The organism is Photorhabdus akhurstii (assembly GCF_019090985.1).
Taxonomy (GTDB): Bacteria; Pseudomonadota; Gammaproteobacteria; order Enterobacterales; family Enterobacteriaceae; genus Photorhabdus; species Photorhabdus akhurstii.
Genome location: NZ_CP020335.1, coordinates 2882790 through 2907487, shown reverse-complemented (window position 1 = coordinate 2907487; position 24698 = coordinate 2882790). Strand labels below are relative to the sequence as shown.

The following is a 24698-nucleotide window of genomic DNA, read 5'->3' as shown; positions in this document are numbered from 1 at the left end:
ATGGGACAGATCGGATTAAATAATAAACTTACCGCTATTGTATCTGAGACGGATTTTAAACTTGATGAAAGAAGTACATTAGATATCTTAAATTGGCTTAAAGAATACGCTGAAAAAATCCCTTTTGGTCAAGAAAAAGAGCAGTTTTGGAGTAGCTTCTATTTTATTCAGGAAAACACGCCGCAGCAATTAGAGGATATTTACCAAGAAGCGAATAGAGCAAATGGTACTTTACCCGCTCATCAGGCTTTTTTATTGGCTTTTTTAAAACTGTTAGAAACGACGAAAATATTATTCAATACCTTTCCGGCACGTCATCGTGATCTTTATTACCGGGAATTATTGGGCTTGAAACCGAGAGATGCACAAGCAGATCAGGTGGCGATAGGTATTACCTTGAATCCTGATCATGTTGAATATCTTATTCCGAAAGGAACTCTCTTTGATGCCGGACATGATAGTGCGGGAAATTCGTTACAGTATGTGTCTGAGTCGAATGTATTGGCAAACCAAGGGGAATTGACTGACCTGTGTTGGTATCGAAAAGAGGGAGATGGCTGGAAATCGGCAATACCGCTGAATCTTGCAGATAACATTGCATTCCCTGAAAACGGTATTCGGCTTTTTAGCCCAACGCCTGATGATATTTCGGTTCTGTCCGGTTATTTAATTACTTCGCCTTTATTTACGATGCCGGCAGGAGAGCGCACGATTAAAGTCACATTAGACAGCGAGTGGCAGGGGGATTCTAATCAAATCACCGCTCAGATTAGCTCGGGAGATAGCTGGCTTTTTCTATCAGTAGAAAAAGAAAATGTTAACCTTAAACTCAGCTTATCAGCTAATGATGACCCCATTAGCCCGCCTAATGCTTTAGACAATATGACGTTTGACGTACCGGTACTAAAACTGAGCACCAAACAGGAACCGATGTTGCCGAAGATTAAAGACATCGAGATCAACATCAACATTAACGACAACCGCAATGTGTACTATGCCTCTGATGGAGGTATTGAACAAACGAATGCGACTAGTTTTCCCTTTGGTCAATCACCGTTATTAGGCTCCGGTTTTAATCTGATTGCCCCTGAATGGTATGGTACTGAAAACGCAACAGTGACGATTACTCCTCAATGGGTTGGCTTGCCTACCATAAGTTTTAAAGAGTGGTATAAAGGTTATAGTCCTGATCCCGATAATAGTGCATTTAAAGTACAGGGTTACTTAGTCACGCCTCAAAAAAGAGAAAAGCTTAATGAAGTGCAATCATTATTCAGTGGAGCTAAGGAACCACAAGGACAAAGCTTAAAATTCACCTTGCCGACAATGCATTACCCTGTTGTAGACAGCTTAAATCCCAACGACTGGCCTGCGTCGGTGCGTATAGAATTGGCCGGACAGGATTTTATGCACACCCAATACTGGAAAGATCCCAAAGATAAAAATTTACCCTATATCCCACAAATCAGTGCATTGCAGATTCAATTCAGTGCTCAAGTTAAATCTAAGCAATTTACTGTTTACCCCCTGACGCCTTTTGGCCGGGGCGAGGCAACAGCAGAAATGCCGACATTGACTCATGATGCATTCTATTTGGGCTTTACCGGAGTACTACCGGGGCAAACTTTATCTCTCTATTGGCAACTAGAAGGTATTAAGAAGCTCACTTTATCCTGGTTTTATCTCAACAAGGGCAATACTTGGAGTAAGTTAGATAAATTAGTTGATGATCAAACTCATAACTTGTTCGACCGGGGTATCTGGCGCACCTTATTGCCACAGGATGCTTCAAATCAGGCCGCTCTAATGCCGATAGGGCGGTACTGGCTGAAAGCCGAGATAACTGATAAGACTGATCCTCAAGATTACCCACGCATTAAAGGCTTGCTGTATAACGCCATCATCGCCACATTAGCCAACGCAGAAACTGTTGAACAGGAGCATTTTATTAATGGATTGGCCGCCGACAGCATAAAACAGCCGGTGGCCACGATTGCCGCAATCAACAGCGTCACGCAACCTTGGGCTTCCTGGAATGGTCGCTCCCGAGAAACGGAGCAAGCCTTCTTAAAACGCATCCCTGTCCGATTGTCCCATCGTAATCGAGTACTGAGTTGGGGAAACATGGTTACATTACTAAAAGATCATTTTGTTAGCCTATTTGATGTCAGATACCATTCAGGCAGCCAATTAACCACCATTCCGGCGCCAGAAAAACAACAACTGATAGTTATCCCGGATAATCGTTACAAGGATAACGATGATGCATTACGCCCAACACTAAACCCGGCGCGATTGAAAGAGATGATCTCATGGCTAAGTCAGTTAAGTAGCCCTTGGACAGCTATTGAAATCAACAATCCTACTTATATTGACGTTAGTGTGAGTTATCAAGTGGCCTTTATTTCAGACGTTAATTCTGACTACGGCCATCACCAATTACAGCAACAATTAAGCCGAATATATATGCCGTGGGCAGAGAATCCTGTTATCGGCGTAACAACCGGTAACTGCATTGACTACTATCAGTTATTAGCCACCATCCAACAATCCCCACTGGTAGAACGAGTCACTAATTTAAGCCTAACCACAGCTAACCAAACTAAGGGGGCCGTGGGTGAAAGTATCGAAGCTAACGATAATGAAGTACTGATTTTAGTTTGGACAGATAAGCGTCTTTCAAGCCAAGGAGTTGATAATGAATAATCAGGATGCTCTGTTTCCCATCATTAAAGACGATATTGCCTTTGATACCTTACTTGCTCAGGCTAAGGCTATTATTGAGCGATATTCCGGTCAATATTGGAGTGATATGAGTGAAAATGATCCCGGTATCACCTTATTGGAAGCCTGTTGTTATAGCGCGTCTGATTTAGCTTATCGTCACTCATTACCACTGAAAGATCTGCTTACGCCCACCCCAGAGGAACAGACCGCAGGAGAGGGTATTTTCCCGCAGGAGTTTGGTCCGCAACAGATGCTGACTTGTGGGCCTATTACGTTGGCGGATTATCGTCGGGCATTGTTGGATTTACACAGTAATGATGCGGTTGATGGTTACTTTTTATTTAATGATGTACTGCTGGTATGTGAACCTAACGATCAACGTTATACATATTGGTATAGCAAAAAGAAGCGTGAATACAGTTTTACTCAAACCCCAGATTCAGATAGTGAACAATTAACGTTAAGAGGAAATTATTGGCTTTATTTGCTGCCTGGCCGGGAAACTCAGGTCGATAATAAGTTGGCTCAAGAGAAACTTAATGCTTTCCTGAAAGATAATCGTAATTTGGGAGAATGGGTGAGTAAAATTATCTGGCTACAACCCGTTGATTTACCATTGAAGATCGATATTCAGCTTGATGATGATGTTAAAGATATTGCTGACATATTTGCCCAAATTTATATGACAGCGGAACAAACGATAATTGAAAAACCGCTACGTTATACCACCCAAGCAATGAAAGAGATGGGTTACAGTAATGAAGAAATTTTTGATGGGCCTTATTTGCATCACGGTTGGATGCCTCAATTACCGCCCATCAGAGATTACAACGGCGCTATGGTATTAAACTTAAGCCATTTGGTTAACCAATTATTGGCGATTAAAGGTGTTCAAAGTGTAACCCGGTTGGAACTAGATAAAGATAATAAGGAAATTATTTCTCTGCTACCGCAAGATAATTGGTCTTGGAAAATAGCTAAAGGATATTACCCCAGACTATGGGGTAAAGATCCTTTAGAGTCGATTACCTTACCAAACAGCCCATTGACTATTATTGCCAAAGGTGGTGTGAAAATTCCAGTTTTTAGGGAAGATATAGAGAAAAAGCTCATTACAGAACCGTTGATTAATACGAAACCAGAATTATTGAACTGGGGTAAACATCGTAAAGTGCGGGATTATTACCCGGCAAGCAATAAATTACCCGCTTGTTATGGATTGCAGACTAATAAACATACCTTACAACAACTACAGTTACACCGATTTATGCTGCCTTTTGAACAACTGTTAGCTAATGGCTGTGCTGAACTTGCCTTATTGCCAAAACTATTGGCGTTTAAACAACGGGGAAATAGGGTATATGGTGTACAATGGCCTTTTAAAGTTAATACAGTTAGTCAGAACGTTCATCAGGAGATAATGCCTGACTTAATTAAGAAACTGAATAATGATACGCAAATTGATAATGATGATGGTATCCATGAACGGAATTATGCAAAAGAGCTGGCTATTCTTGAGTATCTGTTAAGCTATTTTGGTACTCATCGAGCCGCCAGACCACTTATTCTCAATCGACGGGATTTTTTATCCACTCAGCGCGGTTATTTGGCTCAACAGCCAGAGTTGGCCTATCATCGTAATAATATTCGTATTGATAAAGTATCGGCGTTGCAAAAACGAATTGCAGCCCGGTTAGGTTTGGGAAGAAAATGTTTTAGTGAACCACCTGATTTGGCTGATCTGCCTTTCTATTTAATTGAGCATCGTCGACTGTTACCAGTGAAACCTGACGAAGTATTCAACAGTAAACAAACACCTAATAGTTTAGAAATTAAAAATCATCCTGATTCTAAAAGTCATCATTTAATTATTACTCAGAAAAGTACAGCGGGGTTGTTATTGCACGGCCAGATAATTGACTTGATTATTGAAGGTGAAAACGGATTCACATTACGGGGCCAGGTAATCACTGAGATTATAGGAGAATCATTTTATCTTGACACCCGTAACAGTGTTGCTCTGGAATATAATCTGGACAGAGTACAGCAGGCATTTACTGACAAAAAACTATACTGGAAAAATAGCCCCGTATGGTTGGAAGATATAGATTATCAACTGGTTTATGCCGATGAGACAGATCAAATGGATGCCAAAGATGAATGTTGGATCACTTCCAGTCCCCAAAGCCATTTTCCAGCCATGATTAAAGAAGATGATGAAATCACGCTAAAATATAAAATTGCCCCTCATGAGCCAGCCAAAAAAAGATCAGCTAATGTGAACTCTCCATCTGACTATATGCTTAAAGCTGTGGTAAAAGAATGCGATCATATTGAGGGTAGAATATTAATTAAACGAGATAAAGACAATAAAGCTGCTTTTCCAAAAAAGGACAATGCATGGCGCTATCGTTGGTATTTTTCTGGTGCGGAATATGCGCATACTGATCGTTTTTCATTTGTCGTCAGCGTAGTCATTAATCGTCAGTTAATTGAAAATAACAACGTTGATCCTCATAAATTGGAATCATGGGTAAAAACTGAGATTTTAGCTGAATTTCCGGCACATGTTTCCATGATTATCCATTGGTTGCCTCCAGATCATTTCAAGAATTTTGCCAGTACCTATAAACGTTGGCAAAATAATGGTTCTGCTTTAGGAGATGAAGCATACCATATTTTAGAAATGTTAACTTTAGGTCGCCTGCCTTCCCCATTAACGGGGACAGGGAATATGAGAATTGCTACTAAAGAGCAAAGAACTGAGGTCATTGGTGAATCTGAAACAGAATGGAATTCTAAATTTATTGAGAGTAATCAATTGCTGTATGTACCGAAAGCTCAAGAGGATGGAAGGGGGATATTAATTGAAAATTCTCAATTCCAATCTGGGAATAATAAAGAAAAAGATTAATTTATCTATAAGTAAAAAGAGGGTTGATATTGTATTACAATAATAGACACTTGTTGCACTATTAAATTTATTGTCCTTAATTATTATACAGTCGTAATTTTAGGACATTAGCAATAGAATAGACTAATATATAAGGTGATGAAAATGGAAAAGAAGAACGATCTATCCAATTCAAAGATTAATCCAGAAAATACCAATGATAAAGCAGAAAGTCTCTCAGCGGATGATTTAAAAAAACGCTTTAAAGCAGGTAGCATTCCATTGCAAACTGATTATGAACAATTGATTGATATTGCTGATATTGGTCGTAAAGCAGTAGGGCAAGTACCAGGAGCAGGATTGAAACTGGATGATAATGGTACGCTTAATTTAAAAATGGGTACTATCCCCAGTAAAGACTTTTCTCCGCTAATACTAGAAAAAGATATTTTATCTGTAGACCTTGGTAGTGGTCTGATTAATGAGAAAAATGGAATATCTGTTGGTCAAGGTAATGGTATTGTTGTAAATGCAGCTAATGTCGCTGTCAAGGCCGATAATGGTATTAGTGTTGATGGTAAAGGTGTTTCAGTTAAAGCGGGTAATGGTATTTCGGTTGGTGAAAAAGGGGTAGAAGTTAAAGCTAAAGATAAAGGCAGTATTTCCGTTGATTCGGATGGTATAGCTGTTAAGTGTTGGGATGGTGGAGGTATTGTAGTAACTGATAATACCGGTCTCTATTTGAAATTAGAGGGAGGAAATTCAAGTAATGCTTGGAGTGGTGTAAGTGGTTTAAGCTTGAGTACGAAAGGCGTAAAAGTTAAAGCGGGTAATGGTATTAAGGTTGATGATAAAGGTGTCAGTATTGATCCTAACAAAGTACTCCCCAGAGGAATGATTGTGATGTTTTCTGGTAATAATGCTCCTCCTGGATGGGCTTTTTGTGATGGGGGAACTTATGATGGAGTTAAAGTTCCAGATTTAAGAAATCGTTTTATTATGTGCGGTAAGACTATTTCTGAAAAAGGTGAAAGTAGCAAAGCCGAGGGTGATGGAAATAATAAAAATTTCTCCAAAAATACAACATCAACTACAGTTTCTGTCAGTGTTAAAGTAGAAAACACCAATTTGGATATCTCACAAATACCTAAGCATTACCATATTGAGGGTCTTCCTTATTTTGTAGCGGATGGATTTAAATATGGTAATTATCATACAATAGAGTCAAAAGGAGACAAAAACTATCAAATCAATAATGAATGGTCTCATTCTCAGAGCATTTGGCACCCAAAACCACATGGAAATAGTTATTATCCACATACATCAGAAGTTGGGGAAGGAAAAGGGCATGATCACCAAGCAACCGTGACGGTAGATCCCTCTTCACATAGTCATAGAGTTGATGTAATTCCGCCTTATTATTTATTAGCCTTTATCATGAAACTTTAATTCCTTTCCATAAATACAGTTTTAAATTATCTATTATTTACTCATTACCAAGGATATATTGATATGACTTCGGAGCCAAATCTGTTAAATCGGATTACCATTACTATTTCAGCTAATAATCAACGGGTGGCTAAAAAAATATTACATGATTCCATGCTTAATCAGACCAGTGTAAGTAAATTACTTAATCTATACTTTAATAAACATGCGACTAGTCAGGATATCTATTTAGATAAATTAACGCTGAATCTTGGTGAGATTAATTCAAACAGTTTTAATTCTCTGTTTCCTATTCGGCTTAATGCTGAACTAAATAAAGCTTTGGGCCAATATCGCGAAAATAATAAGGAAAAAACCACTTCGGAAAATTCAATAATATCCCAGAATACCGGTAAATCCTCTTTATTACATAGTAATTATTTATCTGATATTGAGGGATTTATCCAGTATTTATATCAAAAAGAGGTTAAATTAAGTTCTGAAAAAGTAATAGCAGATAATAGAAATATTGACGTTAATATTAAAGTTTTAATTAATCAATTAATGCGAATAGAGAAAAATTTAGCATTATTATTGGCAAAAAGTTGCTTATCTGAGCACGGTTTGCAACGGCTTTTAGCTATCAGTCAACCAGATTTATTAACCGCGATTAATTGCAAATTATCGAAGAATATAGATAGATCTCAGCATCAAGGAAAAGTAGTTACCTCTTGGCAATTGGTATTGAATGGATTGGGATATATACAGCGGCATAATATTCAGGAAATACCCAAACCAGATATGAAAGTGATATCATATATCATGGCTGAATTTGATAGCAGTATGCTTGATATTGTGCCTATTATTACGTTATTTCGCCAGAATATAGTCGCTGAAAATACCTTATTAAATGAATGGTTGAAGCCGATTTGGCAAATAGAATGGATTCCAAGACTGTGTAAGACACACCTCTCTATTCAGGAATATAGAAATTTAGTCAATCGTTTTGGTTGTGAAACACAAACTTCTAGAGAACAATCTTTACAGCAAATAGATCCGGTCAATTCAATGATTACCGAGCTATTACAGAAATTATCTACAGAGCATCGAGAAAGTTTATTACAATTAAATCAGCATCAAACTTCTCAAGAACAACCAATATTATCAACACCAGATAATTTGCGCCCTAAAGATAATAATTGTAATCAACCTCGGGCTATTAACAGGCCATATTCTGAATCAGATTTAACTTCTCCATATCAGGTAAGTAATGCTGGAATATTAATTCTATGGCCGATGTTACCCGCTTTATTTAATCAATTAAATCTACTTGAGGAGAAAAAATTTATTCATCAGCAAGCTCAATTTAGGGCGGTTGATTTCCTGGATTATCTTATTTGGGGAGATGAAGAGGGGCGGGTAGAGAGAAAAACCCTAAATAAAGTTTTATGCGGATTAATGATTGATGAAGAGATGCCACCAATCCCTGTTGAGCCAGAAAAACAGTTGATAATAGAGCAATGGTTGGATGCGATTATCGCTCAACTTCCGGGCTGGAAAAAACTGAGCCGAAATGATGCCCGCCAACTGTTTTTACAACGACCGGGTGAATTGCTGATAGATGAACAGGAAATAAAAATTACACTACAACATCAGCCATTTGATCTGTTATTAGCCGACTGGCCGTGGCCATTAAATATCGCTAAACTTCCCTGGCTAAATCGTCATTTACAGATTGACTGGCAAAATATTTAAAAGGTTTATATGAACTCTTTACTTAAAAATAGTCACTATGTGGTAGCTGAATTACATTGGATTTATCCCCATTTGGAACGTATCGATCTGTTATTACAGCGCTACTATTATCAAAAGAGGGAAAGGTACGATTCATTACCGGAGAGTTTTTTACTTAATGAGGATAAGGTAGAGGAATATTTGTTACAACCGCAGGGCTTTCCTCATTGGCTATTTGAGGAAGGTGACGTTATTATTCATCCGAAAACCGAAGAACACTTTACCTCTGATTTATTGTCTTTATTGGTTGAACGCTTTGAACTCACAGAATTTGAGCGTGATGCTTTATTACTCGGTTTATTGCCACATTTTGACAGCCGTTATCATGCATTATTTGCCGCTCTGAATGGTAACAGTAAAAAACAGTGGCCTAATTTTGCTTTAGCAATTGAATTATTTAGTCAACGCCAAAGTGACTGGCAATTCCTGCAAAACAGTTTTTTACCACACGCGCCGTTAATCAATAACCAATTATTACGGCTCAATAACCACGAAGAACCTATTTGGTTACAAACGCAATTTTTAACCCACAGCGCCGCCTGGCATTTTTTATCAGGGCAACAGGTAATTTTGCCGCCTCTAATAACTTGTGCTTATTGGCATTATCCTGTTTCACGCCTTTGGTATCCACCAACCCTGTGTCATTCATTTGAAAAGATATTATTGAAAGAAACTGATGAAATTCGTCCGCTGGTGATACTTAGGGGAAAACAGGGCAATGCCAGAGAATTAGCGGTCAGCAATATTATGGCGTTTCACAGAATCAGCACTTTAACCTTGAATTTAGCTCGATTACCAGAGGAAGAGAACTCAACTGTAATAGTTAATTTGTTAGCAGATGCAGTGAGAGAAGCACGGTTACATAATGCTTGTTTATTAATTCGCAATTTTTCTTTGCTTGCAGAGGAAAAGAAAATATTGAATAACGCATTATCCGTTTTATTGAGTCAACCAAGGTTACGGGTGGTTTGTTTAGTAGAACCGGGAGATACATTAATATGGATTAATTATCTGCCAATAGTGCAAATTAATATGCCGCTAGCTACGCTGGTGGATAAAGAGTCTATGTTGAAAGAATATTTACCGGATAATACCGCTCAGAGGATTAATATTGCTCAATTGTGCCAGCGTTTCTCATTTACCGCAGAAACCTTGCCATTAATTCTAAAAGAAGCTTATCGATATCAAATATTACGGCAACCGGATGGTCAATTAGAGGAAATAGACTTACGTAAAGCATTAAGTTTCCGTGCTCAACAGAACTTAGGTAAACTGGCTAAACGAATAACGCCAACGCGTAATTTTAATGACTTAGTAGTTTCTGATGAATTAGCTCAACAATTGAAAGAAATTATCGCGGCAATTAATTACCGTGACCAGATTTTGAGTGCTGGCTTTCAGGAGAAAATAGGCTATGGTACCGGTATTAGCGCACTATTTTACGGTGAATCGGGAACGGGAAAAACAATGGCCGCAGAAGTGATTGCCGGGCATCTTGGTGTTGATTTGATTAAAGTCGATCTTTCTACCGTGGTGAATAAATATATTGGTGAAACGGAAAAAAATATTGCTCGTATTTTCGACCTGGCTGAGACGGATTCCGGGGTACTGTTTTTCGATGAAGCCGATGCACTATTTGGCAAACGTAGTGAAACCAAAGATGCTCAGGACAGACATGCCAATATTGAAGTTTCTTATTTGTTACAACGGTTGGAGGATTATCCGGGATTGGTGATTTTAGCCACGAATAATCGTAGCCATCTGGATAGCGCTTTTAATCGCCGTTTTACCTTTATTACCCATTTTACTTATCCTGACGAAACATTACGTAAAAAAATGTGGCAAACCATCTGGCCTGAACAATTGAAATTATCCGACGAAATTGATTTTACACATTTGGCTAAACGGGCTGATTTAACTGGGGCTAATATTAGAAATATTGCCTTATTGGCATCAATATTAGCCGTAGAAAATAATAGTGAAAAAATTGAACATCAACATATAGAGCGGGCGGTTATTCTCGAATTAAATAAAACAGGCAGACTGATTTTTTAAATACTTATTAAATTTGGAGTCGATATGAAAGATATCATTGAACCTAATAATGCTATTGTGGAAGTTAATAACGCATTAAAAGATATTCTATCTCAATATTTAAATAATATTGATATTCGTTTTGATTTACCGGAGATAAATTCGATTCCATCGAAGCCGACAATAAGTGTATTTCTCTATGATGTACATGAAGATTTGCAATTACGCTCTGCTGAACCAAAGCGTTATAACCCTGTAACTAATTTATTGTTACCTGGGTGGGTCAATATTAATTATAATTATTTGATTACTTACTGGCATTCGAATAAACCCTCAGTTGATGGCAGTAACCCAGATAGCCAACCTGATAATCAAGCCGCAAAAATAATGACTTCTGTTTTGAACGCATTGATTAATCATCGTCAATTACCAAAAATTCCTGGTGCTTACACCAGAGTTATTCCGCCGCAGGAGAATTTAAATAGCTTGGGTAATTTTTGGCAGGCTCTTGGTAATCGTCCAAGACTCTCTCTATTATATTCAGTTACCGCACCGGTAGAACTTCAAGATATTAAAGATACAATAGAGCCAGTTATGGAGATTTCCCATTCTGTGAATCAAAAATTGAATCCTACTAGTTCACAAATAAGCCAAGCTTTGTTAGCAGAATTATGTACTGATTTAGGTGGTACAGAAGATGTGCGTTTGGCGCTAACTAAAGTGAATCTAATAACTAAACCAGTCTTATCGGTTGTAGACAATAATGATAAGCAAGAAAATGAAAAAATTATTCTTGAGATTTCAGGCATTACTTTTTCAATCTATTGTTCTGAAATAAAGGAGATTCTTTCAAGATGGGTAAGCAGCCGTAAAGCGGTTGTTAAGATAAATGGCATAGGTATTATTGTTGATAAAGTAGATTCTAATAAATTAATTAGCATTTAAAAATAATCACTTAATTAATTACCCATAATAAAATGGTAAGTAGTAGAAGATAATAATATTTTTATTGATTGATTTATATAAAAACATCTTGTTGCTAGGAGTGTTTTAGCCTATATATTACTTACTTATAACTCTTGGGTGATAATATTATGCCAATCAGCGACCTTGCAAAAAAAATTGAAACTCGTGCCGGAAAAGATAAAACATGTGAAAATATAGAAACCGGTAATCATCTGGATATAGGGCTTTCTACTGGCTTATCGAGAACAAAGGATAGATCAAAGTTAAAAAAACATAATATAAATGCCGTAAAATTGATAGATGATATTATCGCATTACATAATGATCCAAAAGGAAATAAATTACTTTGGAATGATAATTGGCAGGATAAAATCACTGATCGGGATTTGGCAACTATATTTAAGGCAATTGATGAAATTGTTTCTGAATTCGGTGGTGTTGAATCCTATCAAGAAATAGTTGGGGTAAATCCTTATGATCCTACTGAGCCAGTTTGTGGTTTATCTGCCCAAAATATATTTAAATTGATGATTGAGGGGGAACATGCTGTTGATCCAGTAAAAGCGGCCCAGACAGGAAAAATAGATGGCAATGAATTTGCCGAAAGAGTTGATCAACTCAGTAGTGCAAAAAATTATGTTGCATTGGTTAATGATCGTCGACTAGGGCATATGTTTTTAATTGATCTCCCATCCAATGACCAGGAAACAGTGGGATATATCTATCAATCAGATTTAGGAGAAGGGGCATTGCCTCCCCTTAAAATAGCAGATTGGTTAAATTCCAGAGGAAAAGATCCCGTTAATCTTAATAAACTAAAAATATTGTTAAGTCATGAATTTAATCTATTATCTGACGATGAAAAGAGAGCGTTAATTTCAGAGGCGTTTGATATACATAAAGATGTATCTAATATTAAGTTAGATAGAGTGAAGAGAGATCAAGGCGTGGACATTTATTTAACCGAATATGATGTTAATGATTTTTATGAAAATATTGAAAAATTAAAATCTAAACTTGATAACTAAACTTGATAATTATGATAGAAAATTTAGTAAACCAGAGTGAATTGTATTATTCAGATGTTTATATTAGGATTGCGAAAATAATATTAGGTAAATCAAAATCTTAGATGTAATAAATTTAACCAATTTAACCAATTTAACCAATATAGTGGAGTGGGCCTATTAATGTTAAAACATGCTAATCCTCAAACAATATCCACACAACGTACTAGAAATAGTGCCACGCAGTCGCCATTATCAAGTTCTTCTGGTGGACATCTTGAGCTTTTAAATAATGAAAGTGAGTCTGGGGAAGGTTATAAAAGCAGGCAAACCAAAGGATTGAAGCAATTTCTTGCGGATAGAAGCCTTAATAAGGGATATATTTCCCCGTTGAGGAATAAAGGGTTATTGGTGGGGAGTGAAGAGGCGCCAATTAACGTGCCTGTCGTGGCCCATCGTTATGACAGTAATCGGGAACTTGCACAGGCAATACCTTTGAGAAATAACGTTCCCCGTCAGGAAAATCCTTTTCATGATGTTGTGATGGGATTTCTTGGTGATCAAGTTACATCATCAGAATCGGGTTCAGGAGCGATAGGAGTGCATTGGGGAAAAAATACGCTGGACCCCAATATTACCGGGATTAATGTGGTGAATGGCGCGTCGGGAACCGTGGGGATTAGAATTGCTTTGAAGGATATTCAAGCGGGACATCCGGTTATTGTTACATCTGGCGCATTGAGTGGTTGTACTATGATATATGCCGTGAAGGATGGCTATTTTTTTGCTTATCATACGGGACAGAGACCCGGAGATAATGAATGGAAAACAGGTCGGCAGGGTGTTGTTGCTACTTATGAGAGCCATAAAGCCCTTTCGCCGGACAGCGAGCCGATGACGGTTGGCGAACAGAATAACGATCTGGTGAATATATTTGCAAAGTATGATCAGAGTGTTATTACCTATATGGGCAAACCGGGCGTTGTGATTGATAATACGGCAGAAAATGTTGGCGTTTTTAACTATGACGAAATGAAGCCTGAAAGACCTGCTATTAGGGCTGGCTATAGTTATGCTCTGTTGGCTAGGGATGATAAAGGAAAGATGAATGTCAAAGTATTGTCGGAAGATGCTACTGTTTCACCCGGCAAGAAAGGTAATACTATTGAGGTCATTAATTCACTCAAAAAACGGTTGTTATAATATAGTAGGTTTGTTTAATAGCCTATTTATTTAAAATTATCTTTCTCATTTATCCAGCAATATTCTTTACTATCTGATTTATCAGAATTGATTGATTTATTTTGTAGTTCGACAAAAAGCATGACAATGTTGTCTGGCATAAAATAGTTATGTTGATAAACAATGAAATAATATCCAAATTAAGTAATGTGTTGTGGATAATGAGAAAGTTATTAATAGTATTTTTTAGTTAAATTCTAATAAGTTAAATGTCAGTTTGTCATAATGATAATATCAGGTATCACAAGTTCAGCCATTATAGAGAGCTTAAAAATGTTCAAGAATGGTATTTGCGAAAAAACAGTTAAATTTGGTAAAAGTAAAACTTCAAATGAAAGATTGTTGGATGTATTACATTTGGAATTACCTGATGTAGAAGCAGTTATGTCAGCTTATAAGGATAAGGGTAAGAATAAGGAACAGCCTTCTGTATTTGGTAAGTTTCATGAAAAAACGAAATTAATTCTCAGTTCTTCGGAAGAGTTTGGGCTGTTGAAACCTGCAAAGCAGCGTAAGTTCTCTAAACCGGGTTTAAAAAATAAAGGTGTCTCTAATGGAAAGTTTATTTATTCAAAAAAATCTCTGCAAGATTTCGCTGCTCATGCAGGATATGTGCATAATGGTGATTATGACGATGAATTTGTTAATTTTAAGGATAATGATAGAAATTTAGCGGATGGAAGATTATTTCCGGGTATTATCCTGAAGAAACGTCCGAAATTATCAATCGTAAAAGATAGAGAAGAATGGAAAATACGGCAAAGTTATGAGGCCGAAGCTTATAAGATCACTGATATTGAAGCCTTTATTTCAGGGATAAGAGAGATGTATGGTGAGGAAAATCCTTTGCATCCAGTAATAGAATCTTTGATCAGAAATCATATTATTAATAATCAATATATATTACCGACGATGGCGGGTATTGCGGGTTTGCATGCAGAGGTACAAGCACTGAATAATTTATTGACTTTAGAAGATGAAAGGGAAGGGAAAGCTGTTGGAAGTCGGAAAATAGGGGAATATATGCGGGATATGTTGCAATCATCTATTTTTACTCAGCGGTTGACAACAAAACAAGCTGGAGATGATTTTGCTGCTTGCCATAACTGTTCGGGGATATTGTCATCACCGGTCAATGTTATTACAGGAAAAGTGCAAAGTGCAGGAAGTAATTTTTCATCAACATTATCTCGATATAAAAAATCGCAAGAATCACCAATATAAAATAAGATCTTTTTTATGCCTGAGTATTTCACTTCTCAGGCATATTACTTGCTTCTTATTGAACTTTTTATGCTAAGATTGGTTTAATAGGAATTAATTATTTTTCATGGTTTCGAGTATCCAATTATTGAAAAAACTGACCTTAGTAAACTGTTCTGCTGGTTTTAACAGTGACCGAGAGACTAATCCAGAAACTAAATAGTCGTTGTTATTTGTTTTAACCATTAATGGCCCGCCTGAATCTCCGCCGCCGACACCGCCATTTGGATTGCCAGAACAAATATTTATCTTGGGATCATAATTTGTATCAGGATATCCTGGGGGGACTTCGATACATTTCTTATCATCAAGAATATGTTCATTGGTTTTCATTAATATATCTGGAGTTAATACGCTTTCCGTCCTGCCAAAACCAATAACCGTTAATTCTGTACCAACGGGTAGTTCAATGTTTTCGTTTATTCCATTGAGTTTGGCAAATGCGTTACTATGAGTATCTCGGTTGAGCTTAATTAACGCTATATCATATTGTCCTCGTTTTCGTGCTTCTTTTTTTGTTCCCGTTTTATATTGAGTATTTTCTGGCGATGTAAACCAATTTGGATGAATAATTATTTTCTCAATATCAACTTTATCTTTATATATTGGTGTCGGTTTATACCTTTCTAATCCTACATAGATTGTGGATTTAATATTATCATCTTCAACACAGTGAGCTGCTGTTAAAACCCAACGTTTATTGATTAATATAGAGCCACAATGATGCCCTTCAATGTTTCCATCTTTTGTATTAAGTGCCGAATAGAATGGGAATTCATTCGATGCGGCAGGCTCACCGTTTATTATCTCTATTTCTTCGGCGCTATATGCCATCGATGAGAATGAGAGCGTGCTGATAAAAGCCATAATGAAAAGCAATTTTTCTTTCATAATATAATCCTTGTATAATACGATGATAGAGATAAAATTCCATCATATACTATATCAATACGGCCTGGCAGAATAACAATTATGTGCATATTTATACCTCATTTATAGTTAATGGGTTTTTATTATTTAAAATCGAATTAAATAAATGTTTGTTATTGAGTGACTTGGGGTTTTACAATATGGGTAAGGTTATTTTAATATTATTAACAAGCAAGTGTGGATAATCTTATATCTTATTGTTTAATTGGATTGTATTAAATGCATGATTTATTTTTGGTAATTAAAAATATTATTGAAATTAATAGTGTCAAGAAGAATAGAAAAATATTAAATATCTAAAATTATATTTCAATTTTATTGAATGATATTATGAAGATATATAGTAATGGTATCATTTAATCGATCTGAAGGATATTAATGCCATTTTGTTGCACAAGAAACTTGATTTACTTGATTTATGTAACTATCATTAGTTACATCCTTGAGAGAAAGGACGAATATGTAAGTAAAGCGGAGAAACTGATAAAAAAGTTTCTTAATAGCCAAAAAACTTTTGAATGGTCTAAACTTGTTGTGTTATTAAGTCTATTAAATTATGAGAAACAAGAAAAGCAAGGTTCAAAGGTACGATTCTTCAATGAATCATTGATTCACACAATTTTAATGCACCGCCCTCATCCTGAAAATTACATTAAAGGTAGCACATTAAAAGCGGTGAAACAGATTCTAAAAGAAGTGGGGTTGATATGAAATATTTAAAATATAAAGGTTATTTAGGTACAATTGAATTTGACCTGGAAAACAATACTCTTTTTGGTAAACTGGAATATATCCGCGATTTGGTGACTTATGAAGCCAAAACAATTGCAGAATTGGAAAATGAATTTAAGATCTCAATTGATTTGTATTTGCAAGACTGCAAGGAATTAAATAAAAACCCTGATGTGCCATACAAAGGGGTTTTTAATGTTAGAGTTAATCCAGAATTGCATAGAAAAATTGCAGAATTAGCACTTGAAGAAGATGTGACGGTTAATGCTTTCGTGAATCAAGCGCTAGAAAATGAAGTCAGTAAACATCATGTAGGGTCTTAATAACTTTATCGGATTAATGACAAAGGTCTAGCCATCGGCTTAGGTCTTTGATCTAATAGAAGCACTGGAAAATGGATACCTCGATAATTGATAAATAAAATTTTATAATAGGTTATAGTATGATCAGTGTATTAATTAGCCTCTTATTTTTAAAGAGGCTAAATGGTAATTTAGCTAATGATTTGGTGTTTATAACACCAGATCCAGAATGATGACGCCACATAAGCCAATTGCCCATGCAATAGTGGTTGGTATTGACCAAACTATCATCTGTTGTTTGGCATCTTTGATTCCCATCATACGGTTAACGACCCAGAATAGGCTGTCATTAAAATAACCGAAGAATAACGAGCCCATTGTTGCTGCTTGTGCGGCAACCAGCATGTTGATCCCCGGAATTTGACTAATAATTGGCGCGGAAATAGAAGCAGCGGTAATCATTGCCACAGTGCCGGAACCTTGAATTAAGCGAACCAGTGTCGCAATGATAAATGGAATCAATACCGGTGTTAGGGAGAGGTTGGCTATATATTGCGCTAGAATGGTGCCGGTACCACTTTCACGCAGTACCGCACCTAACGCACCGCCCGCTCCTGTTACCAACAAAATAATACCGGCAGCCTGTAAACCTTCTTCCAGACGATCAATCACTTCATGTTTATTGACTTTTGGCATCAAGGTATAAACCGCCAACAATACACTGATGGCTAAGGCAATAACTGGTGCGCCAAGGAAATCAAATGATTGGAAATAGAAGTTGTTTTCTTGTCCAGTAAAAGTTTCAGTGTTTAATAACAGGCCATTAATGGCTTTAATGAAGATTAAAGCGATAGGAACGATAATCGGCAACAGGGAGAAAAATAGGCTCGGTAGCGGTTTGTTCGCCTTTTCTTCCATGTAGCGTTGGTGGATTGTTTGTAGATCTTGCGCTTCTTCTACTTCATCAATGGGTTGAAATTCAGGATATTTTACTGCTAACCATTTGGCATAAAATACAATGCCAATAACGCAAGGCACCGCCAGAACCATACCGGTTAACATCATGGCGCCGACATCTACACCAAAAATGCCGGCAACCCCCAGTGGCCCCGGTGTTGGCGGAACAGTGTGGTGGGTAACAACCAATCCTCCGGCCAGCGCCACGCCAAGCGTTAGAAGATGACGTTTTCCCTTTTTCGCGAGTGCTTTTGCCAGTGGATAGAGAATAACAAAGGCAGAGTCGACAAAAATCGGAATACTGACAATATAACCGGTGATCGCTAATGCCCACTCTTCGCGTTTTTTACCTAACCATTTGATAAAGCTGTAGGCTATCTGTTCCGCGGCGCCGGAAACTTCCAGCACTCGTCCCATCATGACCCCCAGACCGATAACAATGCCGATACTGCCTAGTGTGGAGCCAAAACCTTTAGTCATAACATCAATGGTATTTGCTGCGGTTAAGCCACCAGATAGCCCGGCGATCGCCGCTGCGATGAGCATTGCTAATAAAGCATGAACACGGGTACGTAGCACCAGAAAGATCAACGTAAATACGGCTACACCCAGACCAATGACCGGAATGTAGTGTTCCATAATTAGCCTCCAGTTTGGGACAGGTTATTGATGATAAAAGCACGGATTGCATCACTGAAAGTATTATCAGCATGGAAACCCAATGATAAGCCACGGCTGATATCGAAGTGACCCGGCCAACTGGCAACAATACGGTTAATGTTTTCGTCTGGTTCGAAGCGGATGAGTTCCACTGTTTTCTGCCCGGCAACTTCTGCCAGTGCGTCAATCATGCCCTGAACCGTGATACTCATACCCGGTAAATTAACTGTACGGGAAAGACCAAATTTTTCCGCCGGAATTTGAACCGCATGGATAAAGTTGCGGATCACGGTTTCAGGGCTGGAAAGCCATAAAGTAAGATCGCGGGAAACTGGGCAGATGCTGCTTTCTCCGTGCAGAGGTTCACGGATGATAGCACTGGCAAAAGAGGATGCCGCTTTATTTGGTTTCCCGGGACGGATACTGATTGTCGGTAGACGGAGAACTCGGCCATCGACATATCCTTTGCGGGAGTAGTCGTTAATCATCAATTCACACATGGCTTTCTGTGCGCCATAGGATGATTGAGGATTAACCGCACACTGTTCGGTAATGGTTGCGGGTAATTCTCCGCCGAATACAGCCAAAGAGCTGGTGAAAATAAATTTCAATTGTGGATTTTTGACCCGTGCAACGTTTAATAAGTTGCGAGTAGCATCAAAGTTAACTTGCAAACCGAGATCAAAATCGCTTTCAGCGTGGCTACTGACAATGGCGGCGAGATGGAATAGTACCGCACTGTTTTCATCGATCAGCTTTTCCGCGGCTCCTGATTGAGTTAAATCCAGTGCCAGACATTGAACGCGGGGATCGTTAACCGGTGATACAGGACATTGAATATCGGTCAATATGAGTTGGTCGAAATTTAATGTTTGATGGTTGTTTAGTAAAGCGCTGGCTAGTTGCTGACCCAGAAAACCGGCTCCACCAGTGATGATTACTTTCATTGCGACTCTCCTTGTTTAATAGCTTTGGTTATATAGGGTTCTTATACCCGTTATCCTTCAAGTTGGCTCTTTGTTGGCCGCACTCACTCACCCCGGTCACATAGTTTTCTATTCTCCCGGGGATTCGCTCCCTGGCCGTCGCGATGCATCTTGAAATCCATAGGGTATATCCTTATACGCTGACGGTATGCAATATCAGATTATGTTCTCGTAATTGTTGCTGCACTTTCGGTGGAAGCTGGCTGTCACAGACAATATCATCCAAACTTGAAAGCGGGCAGACGCGAAACATGCCGTATTTGCCATATTTACTGCTATCAGACACCAAAACACGTCGGCGGGCGATTTCCAATACTGCTTGTTTGACTAAAACTTTTTCTTCATGCGGCGTGGAGACTCCATGCTCCAGATCCCATGAGCTGGTGCTAATAAAGGCAATATCCACATTTAAGTTGCGAAGCAACATAGCGGCGATAGGGCCAACACAGGAATGATTTCTCTTATCTACTTGTCCCCCGGTATGGAACAGATTTAATTGGGGTTTGTTCATCAGGTATTGGGTAATGGAAAAATCGTTCGTGATGATAGTGAGGTTAAAACGCTCAGCCAGAACCCTGGCAATTTCAAACGTGGTGGTGCCGGCGTCAAGATAGACCACTTGTCCATCTTCAACCATAGATACCGCATAGTGACCAATTTCCCGCTTATGACGATGATTAAGCCGGGCTTTTTCATTCCAGGGCAATTCCTGACGTAAAACATCACTAAGTTGCACGCCGCCACTGACGCTAACGACCTTTCCTTCCTCCTCCAGAGTGTGAATATCCCGCCGTACTGTCATATGTGAGACATTCATCAGTTTAACCAGTGCACTGATGGAAATTGTCTGATATTCATGTACGTAACGATAAATAAAGTCTCTACGCTCTGATGGAAGCATATTTTCTCCTGATTATTTCTGTACTTTGGTCAACCAATTCAGACCATCTTCTGTGTGACCGGCGGGGTGATATTCACAGCCAAACCACCCTTGATAGCCCATTTCATCTAGTTTATTAAATAGCCACGGATAGTTCACCTCGCCGCTATCCGGTTCGTGGCGTTCGGGTACGGAGGCAATCTGGATGTGACTGAATTTACCCCATAGACGCTCAATGGTGCGGAGCAAATCCCCTTCCATAATCTGGCAGTGATAAAGATCTAGCTGGATAAAAACATTTTGACGGTCAATGGCTTTAAGTAATGTTTCAGCCTGATGTTGAGTCGTCAGAAAGTAACCTGGCATATCACGAGTATTAATCGGTTCAATTAATACGTTGATGTTATGTTCTGCCATCACATCAGCGGCATGTTGAATGTTGCTGATATAACACTCGCGTTGTTGTATCAGAAATTGGGCATCCAGTTTTCCTGCCATCGCATGAACTTGCTTGCAGTTCAGCGCCAGTGCATATTTCAGCGCGGTTTGTACACCTTCGACAAATTCTTTTTCACGACCAGGAATAGAGGCGATCCCTCTTTCTCCCGCGGCCCAGTTTCCGGCGGGCATGTTGAACAGAACTTGGGTTAATTGATGCTGTTTTAATAGGGCAGCCAGTTCTTCCGCTGCCGCTTCATAAGGAAACAGGTATTCAACGCCTTTAAATCCAGCTTTAGCTGCACGGGCAAAACGTTCTGTGAAAGGTACGTCGTTGAACATCATGCTCAAGTTTGCCGCAAATTTAGCCATGATGAATTCCTTGTTTGTTTACTCAGTTCTTGGGGTAACGAGTTTCAAGTTCTTGTACTTGCTCTTCATTTAATGTGGTGAAACCATGTGGCAGTAACGTTAAATAGAGCCGTGCGGTATCTTCCAATTCTTCTGCATTGAAAAAAGCTTGCCGTAAAGTTTTGCCGCCGACAACAGGTCCGTGGTTGGATAGGAGGATTGCGTTGTGTTTTGCGGCCAGCTTCGCAATTTCCTCGCCGATTCTTTCATCTCCTGGTGGTAGGTATTTGACCAAGGGCAGTTTTCCAACTCGCATCACATAGTAGGGCGTAATGGGTGGCAGACAGTTACTTTTATCCAGATTGGATAGGCAGGAAAGGGCGGTTAACCAAGGGGAATGTAGATGGACCACCGCACGGCATTCGGGACGGTTGCGATACATTGCCAGGTGCATGGAAACTTCTTTGGTGGGTTTGTCACCGGATAGCCAGTTACCTTCCGCGTCCAGCTTACTCAGGCGATCGGCTTGCAAGTCGCCAAAACTGGAGTTGGTCGGCGTGATGATAATCGCGCCATCTTCCAGTTTGGCACTGATGTTACCTGCGCCGCCGCTGCTATAACCCCGGTAGAACATTGAGCGAGCCCATTCGACTAATTCTATCCGTAGTGCTTGTTCACTCATGAAACATCTCCTGTACATGCAGGAAGAAATCAATATTGCCGAAGTTGCCTGATTTTAATGCCAGCCAATAGTTGTGTTGTCGATCGTGTACCCAAGGTACGCCCGGGGCGATTGGCGCACCGATATTGAACTGTTTGATATCCAGACTTTGTACTATCTTACCGGCGGTTTCACCGCCTGCGACAATAAAGGTATTGAATCCGAGCTGACACAGGCTTTTTACAACCTTGGCGAAGGTGTTTTCTATTGCTTCACTGGCAGTGGCGGCACCGTATTGTTGTTGGATTTTCTGTAATGTTTCTGGGGGTTGAGTGGCGTATAGCATGGGTGCCAGATGGTTTTGGGATTGCTGAATAACCCACGCGACCAGTTTTTCGGCATATTGTGGATCTTTGATGCATGAATCAATATTCAGGGCCTTAGCAGGGGCCAGTTTCTGGTACAGGGCAACTTGTTTGTTGGTCATGACGGAACAACTGCCGGAAAGGATCACAGTGCGTCTATTCTCGGCGGGTGGGGTTGCCCCTTCCAGTTGGCATGGCATCAATGGCTTACCGGTGTCGGTGCTGGCAAGGGCAGCGCCAAGGCCGGAACCCCCAGTGATTAATTTCAGTTCTGATGCCGCTCTGGCAATAGGCAGTAAGTCATTCATGGAGAGAGTGTCTGTTACCGCGTAACGTATGTTTTGTTGCTGTAAATGATTTATTCGTTCGCGGATTGCCTGTTCTCCCTGGTGTACACATGCCAAATCCACCAGATCTGCTTTCCCCTGAGCCTGTTGTTCCATTAGACGTAGCAGATTGGCATCTGTCATGGGTGTTACGGGATGGTGCTGCATGCCGCTTTCATTAAGTAGTTGACCATTAACAAATAGATGTCCATGTACAACTGTTCGCCCGTTAACCGGGAGGGCAGGAGAGATCAGCGTGATGTCTGTTTTCAGTTCATCCATCAGGGCATCGGTGACCGGTCCAATGTTGCCTTTGTCGGTAGAGTCAAAAGTTGAGCAGTATTTGAAGAATATTTGTTGACAACCGGCTTTCTGACGTAACCAACGGCAGGATTTCACCGCGTTATTTACCGCTTCGTCTATCGGGCAGGAACGGCTTTTCAGGCTGATAACAATAGCATCAATGTTCTGTGGAATGGCGGTATTTTCATCAGGCGTATCCAGTAGCTGGACGACTTGCCAGCCGCTTTGCACCATAAAACCAGCGATATCGGTTGCGCCGGTAAAGTCATCGGCGATAACGCCCAATTTAATGGTCATTATTTTTTCTCCGGCAAAGCGATGCCTTTAAATGTTTTGATCACCGCGCTGTCATCCCATTGGCCGAAACCTTCGTTACTGGCGGCAAGGAACATTTGATGGGCAGCGGCTGATAATGGTAATGGGAATTTCAGATCCTTACCTGTTTCTAATGCTAATCCCAGATCTTTGACAAAAATATCGACAGAGGATTTGGCAGTGTAATCTCCCGCCAGAATATGGGGGACGCGGTTTTCAAACATCCAAGAGTTACCGGCAGCGTGGGTTACAATATCGTACATCAATTCTAGGGAAATACCGGCTTTGGCTGCCAATGCCATACTTTCTGCGGCGGCTGCAATATGTATACCTGCAAGTAATTGATGGATTGTTTTAACGGTAGATCCTTGACCAATTTCATTTCCGACATGGTAGAGGCGTTCGGTGGTTGCATCAAATACGGGTTTTAGTTGTTCAAATAATGCTGGCTCACCAGAAGCCATAACAGTAAGTTGGCCTTGTTCGGCTTTTAGTGCGCCACCTGAAATAGGTGCGTCCAGCATGTTGAGATTGTATTGGTTAAGACGATGGGCAAAATCTTTAGCTTGTCCTGCGGCAACGGTACTGTGAAGCACAATGATCGTACCGGCTTTTAGTTGGTTGACTAGCGGTGTTTCGCCTTCGAACAGTATGCTTTCTATTTGAGCGCCATTGACGACGACGAGTAGGATAGCATCCAGCTCTGATGCCCAGTTTGCTGCGTTGTTTGTTGCTACTTTAGCGCCCGCTTGCAGAAGCTGGTCACAGGCTTTTGGATTTAAGTCAAATCCATATGTGGGAATACCCGCGCGTATTAACGCGCGGGCAATTCCCATCCCCATAGCCCCCAATCCTATAATTCCTATTTTTTGTGTTGATTGGTTCATGATGGTTCCCTGGTGTTGTTGTTATAATTTGTTATTTTTTATAATTATTTCACACGAAATTTCACAAATACACGATGGTTATCACATTCGAATGCCTGCTGTTTGAAGATGACTTTTATTTTAATTATTTGATTTATATGGTTTATGTTGGGTGATTGTGGAATGTTAGGTTTCACATAATGGTGTGATAGAAAATAGGGTTGTGAGAGCACACTAAGGTGGGTAAGCGCGTTTAGTTGAGTTCTTTTAGA

Annotated in this window: 18 protein-coding genes; 10 read left to right on the top strand and 8 right to left on the bottom strand. The window is 39.3% G+C overall.

Annotation, left to right across the window (positions count from 1 at the left end; translation table 11 throughout):
- The 9 genes from B0X70_RS12680 (at position 1) to B0X70_RS12640 (ending at position 15315) form a co-directional block, all read left to right on the top strand.
- Complete coding sequence (locus B0X70_RS12680; RefSeq protein WP_217469491.1) at positions 1-2706, top strand: baseplate J/gp47 family protein; 2706 nt, start codon at positions 1-3, stop codon at positions 2704-2706.
- Positions 2699-5641, top strand: a complete 2943-nt coding sequence (locus tag B0X70_RS12675; RefSeq protein WP_217469490.1) for a baseplate wedge protein — start codon at positions 2699-2701, stop codon at positions 5639-5641. The genes B0X70_RS12680 and B0X70_RS12675 overlap by 8 nt, the downstream gene beginning before the upstream one ends.
- A gap of 144 nt (positions 5642-5785) precedes the next feature.
- A complete protein-coding gene (locus B0X70_RS12670; protein WP_217469489.1) occupies positions 5786-7069 on the top strand; it encodes a tail fiber protein in 1284 nt (427 codons plus the stop codon).
- 63 nt (positions 7070-7132) lie between these two features.
- A complete protein-coding gene (locus tag B0X70_RS12665) occupies positions 7133-8803 on the top strand; it encodes a contractile injection system tape measure protein (protein ID WP_217469488.1) in 1671 nt (556 codons plus the stop codon).
- A gap of 9 nt (positions 8804-8812) precedes the next feature.
- Complete coding sequence (locus B0X70_RS12660; RefSeq protein ID WP_217469487.1) at positions 8813-10897, top strand: ATP-binding protein; 2085 nt, start codon at positions 8813-8815, stop codon at positions 10895-10897.
- A gap of 24 nt (positions 10898-10921) precedes the next feature.
- The gene (locus B0X70_RS12655; RefSeq protein WP_036781780.1) at positions 10922-11821 is read left to right on the top strand and encodes a Pvc16 family protein; all 900 of its coding nucleotides are present in this window, start codon (positions 10922-10924) and stop codon (positions 11819-11821) included.
- 149 nt (positions 11822-11970) lie between these two features.
- Positions 11971-12870, top strand: a complete 900-nt coding sequence (locus tag B0X70_RS12650) for a protein-glutamine deamidase Cif (RefSeq protein ID WP_217469486.1) — start codon at positions 11971-11973, stop codon at positions 12868-12870.
- Positions 12871-13032: 162 nt separating this feature from the next.
- Positions 13033-14052, top strand: coding sequence for a cytotoxic necrotizing factor Rho-activating domain-containing protein (locus B0X70_RS12645; protein ID WP_217469485.1), 1020 nt, complete (start codon positions 13033-13035; stop codon positions 14050-14052).
- A 312-nt stretch (positions 14053-14364) separates the two neighbouring features.
- On the top strand, positions 14365-15315 hold the full coding sequence (locus tag B0X70_RS12640; protein ID WP_217469484.1) for a YwqJ-related putative deaminase: 951 nt from the start codon (positions 14365-14367) through the stop codon (positions 15313-15315).
- A 93-nt stretch (positions 15316-15408) separates the two neighbouring features.
- Here the strand turns inward: B0X70_RS12640 and B0X70_RS12635 are convergent, their stop codons facing one another.
- Positions 15409-16245, bottom strand: coding sequence for a S1 family peptidase (locus B0X70_RS12635; protein WP_046396646.1), 837 nt, complete (start codon positions 16243-16245; stop codon positions 15409-15411).
- 746 nt (positions 16246-16991) lie between these two features.
- On the opposite strand from B0X70_RS12635, the gene B0X70_RS12630 reads away from it, so the two are divergent.
- On the top strand, positions 16992-17339 hold the full coding sequence (locus B0X70_RS12630) for a type II toxin-antitoxin system HicB family antitoxin (protein ID WP_040148744.1): 348 nt from the start codon (positions 16992-16994) through the stop codon (positions 17337-17339).
- Between the two features lie 189 nt (positions 17340-17528).
- On the opposite strand, the gene B0X70_RS12625 is transcribed toward B0X70_RS12630, so the two are convergent.
- The 7 genes from B0X70_RS12625 to ltnD all read right to left on the bottom strand — a co-directional run bounded on the left by B0X70_RS12625 (position 17529) and on the right by ltnD (position 24447).
- The gene (locus B0X70_RS12625; protein ID WP_217469483.1) at positions 17529-18914 is read right to left on the bottom strand and encodes a GntP family permease; all 1386 of its coding nucleotides are present in this window, start codon (positions 18912-18914) and stop codon (positions 17529-17531) included.
- A 2-nt stretch (positions 18915-18916) separates the two neighbouring features.
- Entirely contained in the window at positions 18917-19882 is a 966-nt protein-coding gene (gene denD / locus B0X70_RS12620; RefSeq protein WP_040148742.1) for a D-erythronate dehydrogenase, read from the bottom strand.
- Between the two features lie 172 nt (positions 19883-20054).
- Entirely contained in the window at positions 20055-20822 is a 768-nt protein-coding gene (locus B0X70_RS12615) for a DeoR/GlpR family DNA-binding transcription regulator (RefSeq protein WP_036805631.1), read from the bottom strand.
- Between the two features lie 12 nt (positions 20823-20834).
- The gene (otnI, locus tag B0X70_RS12610; RefSeq protein WP_217469482.1) at positions 20835-21611 is read right to left on the bottom strand and encodes a 2-oxo-tetronate isomerase; all 777 of its coding nucleotides are present in this window, start codon (positions 21609-21611) and stop codon (positions 20835-20837) included.
- Between the two features lie 22 nt (positions 21612-21633).
- On the bottom strand, positions 21634-22272 hold the full coding sequence (gene otnC, locus B0X70_RS12605) for a 3-oxo-tetronate 4-phosphate decarboxylase (protein ID WP_046397687.1): 639 nt from the start codon (positions 22270-22272) through the stop codon (positions 21634-21636).
- A complete protein-coding gene (gene otnK, locus B0X70_RS12600) occupies positions 22265-23542 on the bottom strand; it encodes a 3-oxo-tetronate kinase (RefSeq protein ID WP_217469481.1) in 1278 nt (425 codons plus the stop codon). The genes otnC and otnK overlap by 8 nt, the downstream gene beginning before the upstream one ends.
- Positions 23542-24447 carry an L-threonate dehydrogenase gene (gene ltnD, locus B0X70_RS12595; RefSeq protein WP_217469480.1) on the bottom strand — a complete coding sequence of 302 codons (906 nt, stop codon included), beginning with the start codon at positions 24445-24447 and terminating at the stop codon, positions 23542-23544. Before ltnD ends, otnK begins: the two co-directional genes overlap by 1 nt.
- Between the last annotated feature and the right edge of the window lie 251 nt (positions 24448-24698).

What these genes read in the sequence shown, in the direction of transcription:
- B0X70_RS12680 (WP_217469491.1), top strand. Translation starts at nt 1, where the DNA reads ATGGGACAGATCGGATTAAATAATAAACTTACCGCTATTGTATCTGAG.
- B0X70_RS12675 (WP_217469490.1), top strand. Translation starts at nt 2,699, where the DNA reads ATGAATAATCAGGATGCTCTGTTTCCCATCATTAAAGACGATATTGCC.
- B0X70_RS12670 (WP_217469489.1), top strand. Translation starts at nt 5,786, where the DNA reads ATGGAAAAGAAGAACGATCTATCCAATTCAAAGATTAATCCAGAAAAT.
- B0X70_RS12665 (WP_217469488.1), top strand. Translation starts at nt 7,133, where the DNA reads ATGACTTCGGAGCCAAATCTGTTAAATCGGATTACCATTACTATTTCA.
- B0X70_RS12660 (WP_217469487.1), top strand. Translation starts at nt 8,813, where the DNA reads ATGAACTCTTTACTTAAAAATAGTCACTATGTGGTAGCTGAATTACAT.
- B0X70_RS12655 (WP_036781780.1), top strand. Translation starts at nt 10,922, where the DNA reads ATGAAAGATATCATTGAACCTAATAATGCTATTGTGGAAGTTAATAAC.
- B0X70_RS12650 (WP_217469486.1), top strand. Translation starts at nt 11,971, where the DNA reads ATGCCAATCAGCGACCTTGCAAAAAAAATTGAAACTCGTGCCGGAAAA.
- B0X70_RS12645 (WP_217469485.1), top strand. Translation starts at nt 13,033, where the DNA reads ATGTTAAAACATGCTAATCCTCAAACAATATCCACACAACGTACTAGA.
- B0X70_RS12640 (WP_217469484.1), top strand. Translation starts at nt 14,365, where the DNA reads ATGTTCAAGAATGGTATTTGCGAAAAAACAGTTAAATTTGGTAAAAGT.
- B0X70_RS12635 (WP_046396646.1), bottom strand. Translation starts at nt 16,245, where the DNA reads ATGAAAGAAAAATTGCTTTTCATTATGGCTTTTATCAGCACGCTCTCA.
- B0X70_RS12630 (WP_040148744.1), top strand. Translation starts at nt 16,992, where the DNA reads ATGAAATATTTAAAATATAAAGGTTATTTAGGTACAATTGAATTTGAC.
- B0X70_RS12625 (WP_217469483.1), bottom strand. Translation starts at nt 18,914, where the DNA reads ATGGAACACTACATTCCGGTCATTGGTCTGGGTGTAGCCGTATTTACG.
- denD (WP_040148742.1), bottom strand. Translation starts at nt 19,882, where the DNA reads ATGAAAGTAATCATCACTGGTGGAGCCGGTTTTCTGGGTCAGCAACTA.
- B0X70_RS12615 (WP_036805631.1), bottom strand. Translation starts at nt 20,822, where the DNA reads ATGCTTCCATCAGAGCGTAGAGACTTTATTTATCGTTACGTACATGAA.
- otnI (WP_217469482.1), bottom strand. Translation starts at nt 21,611, where the DNA reads ATGGCTAAATTTGCGGCAAACTTGAGCATGATGTTCAACGACGTACCT.
- otnC (WP_046397687.1), bottom strand. Translation starts at nt 22,272, where the DNA reads ATGAGTGAACAAGCACTACGGATAGAATTAGTCGAATGGGCTCGCTCA.
- otnK (WP_217469481.1), bottom strand. Translation starts at nt 23,542, where the DNA reads ATGACCATTAAATTGGGCGTTATCGCCGATGACTTTACCGGCGCAACC.
- ltnD (WP_217469480.1), bottom strand. Translation starts at nt 24,447, where the DNA reads ATGAACCAATCAACACAAAAAATAGGAATTATAGGATTGGGGGCTATG.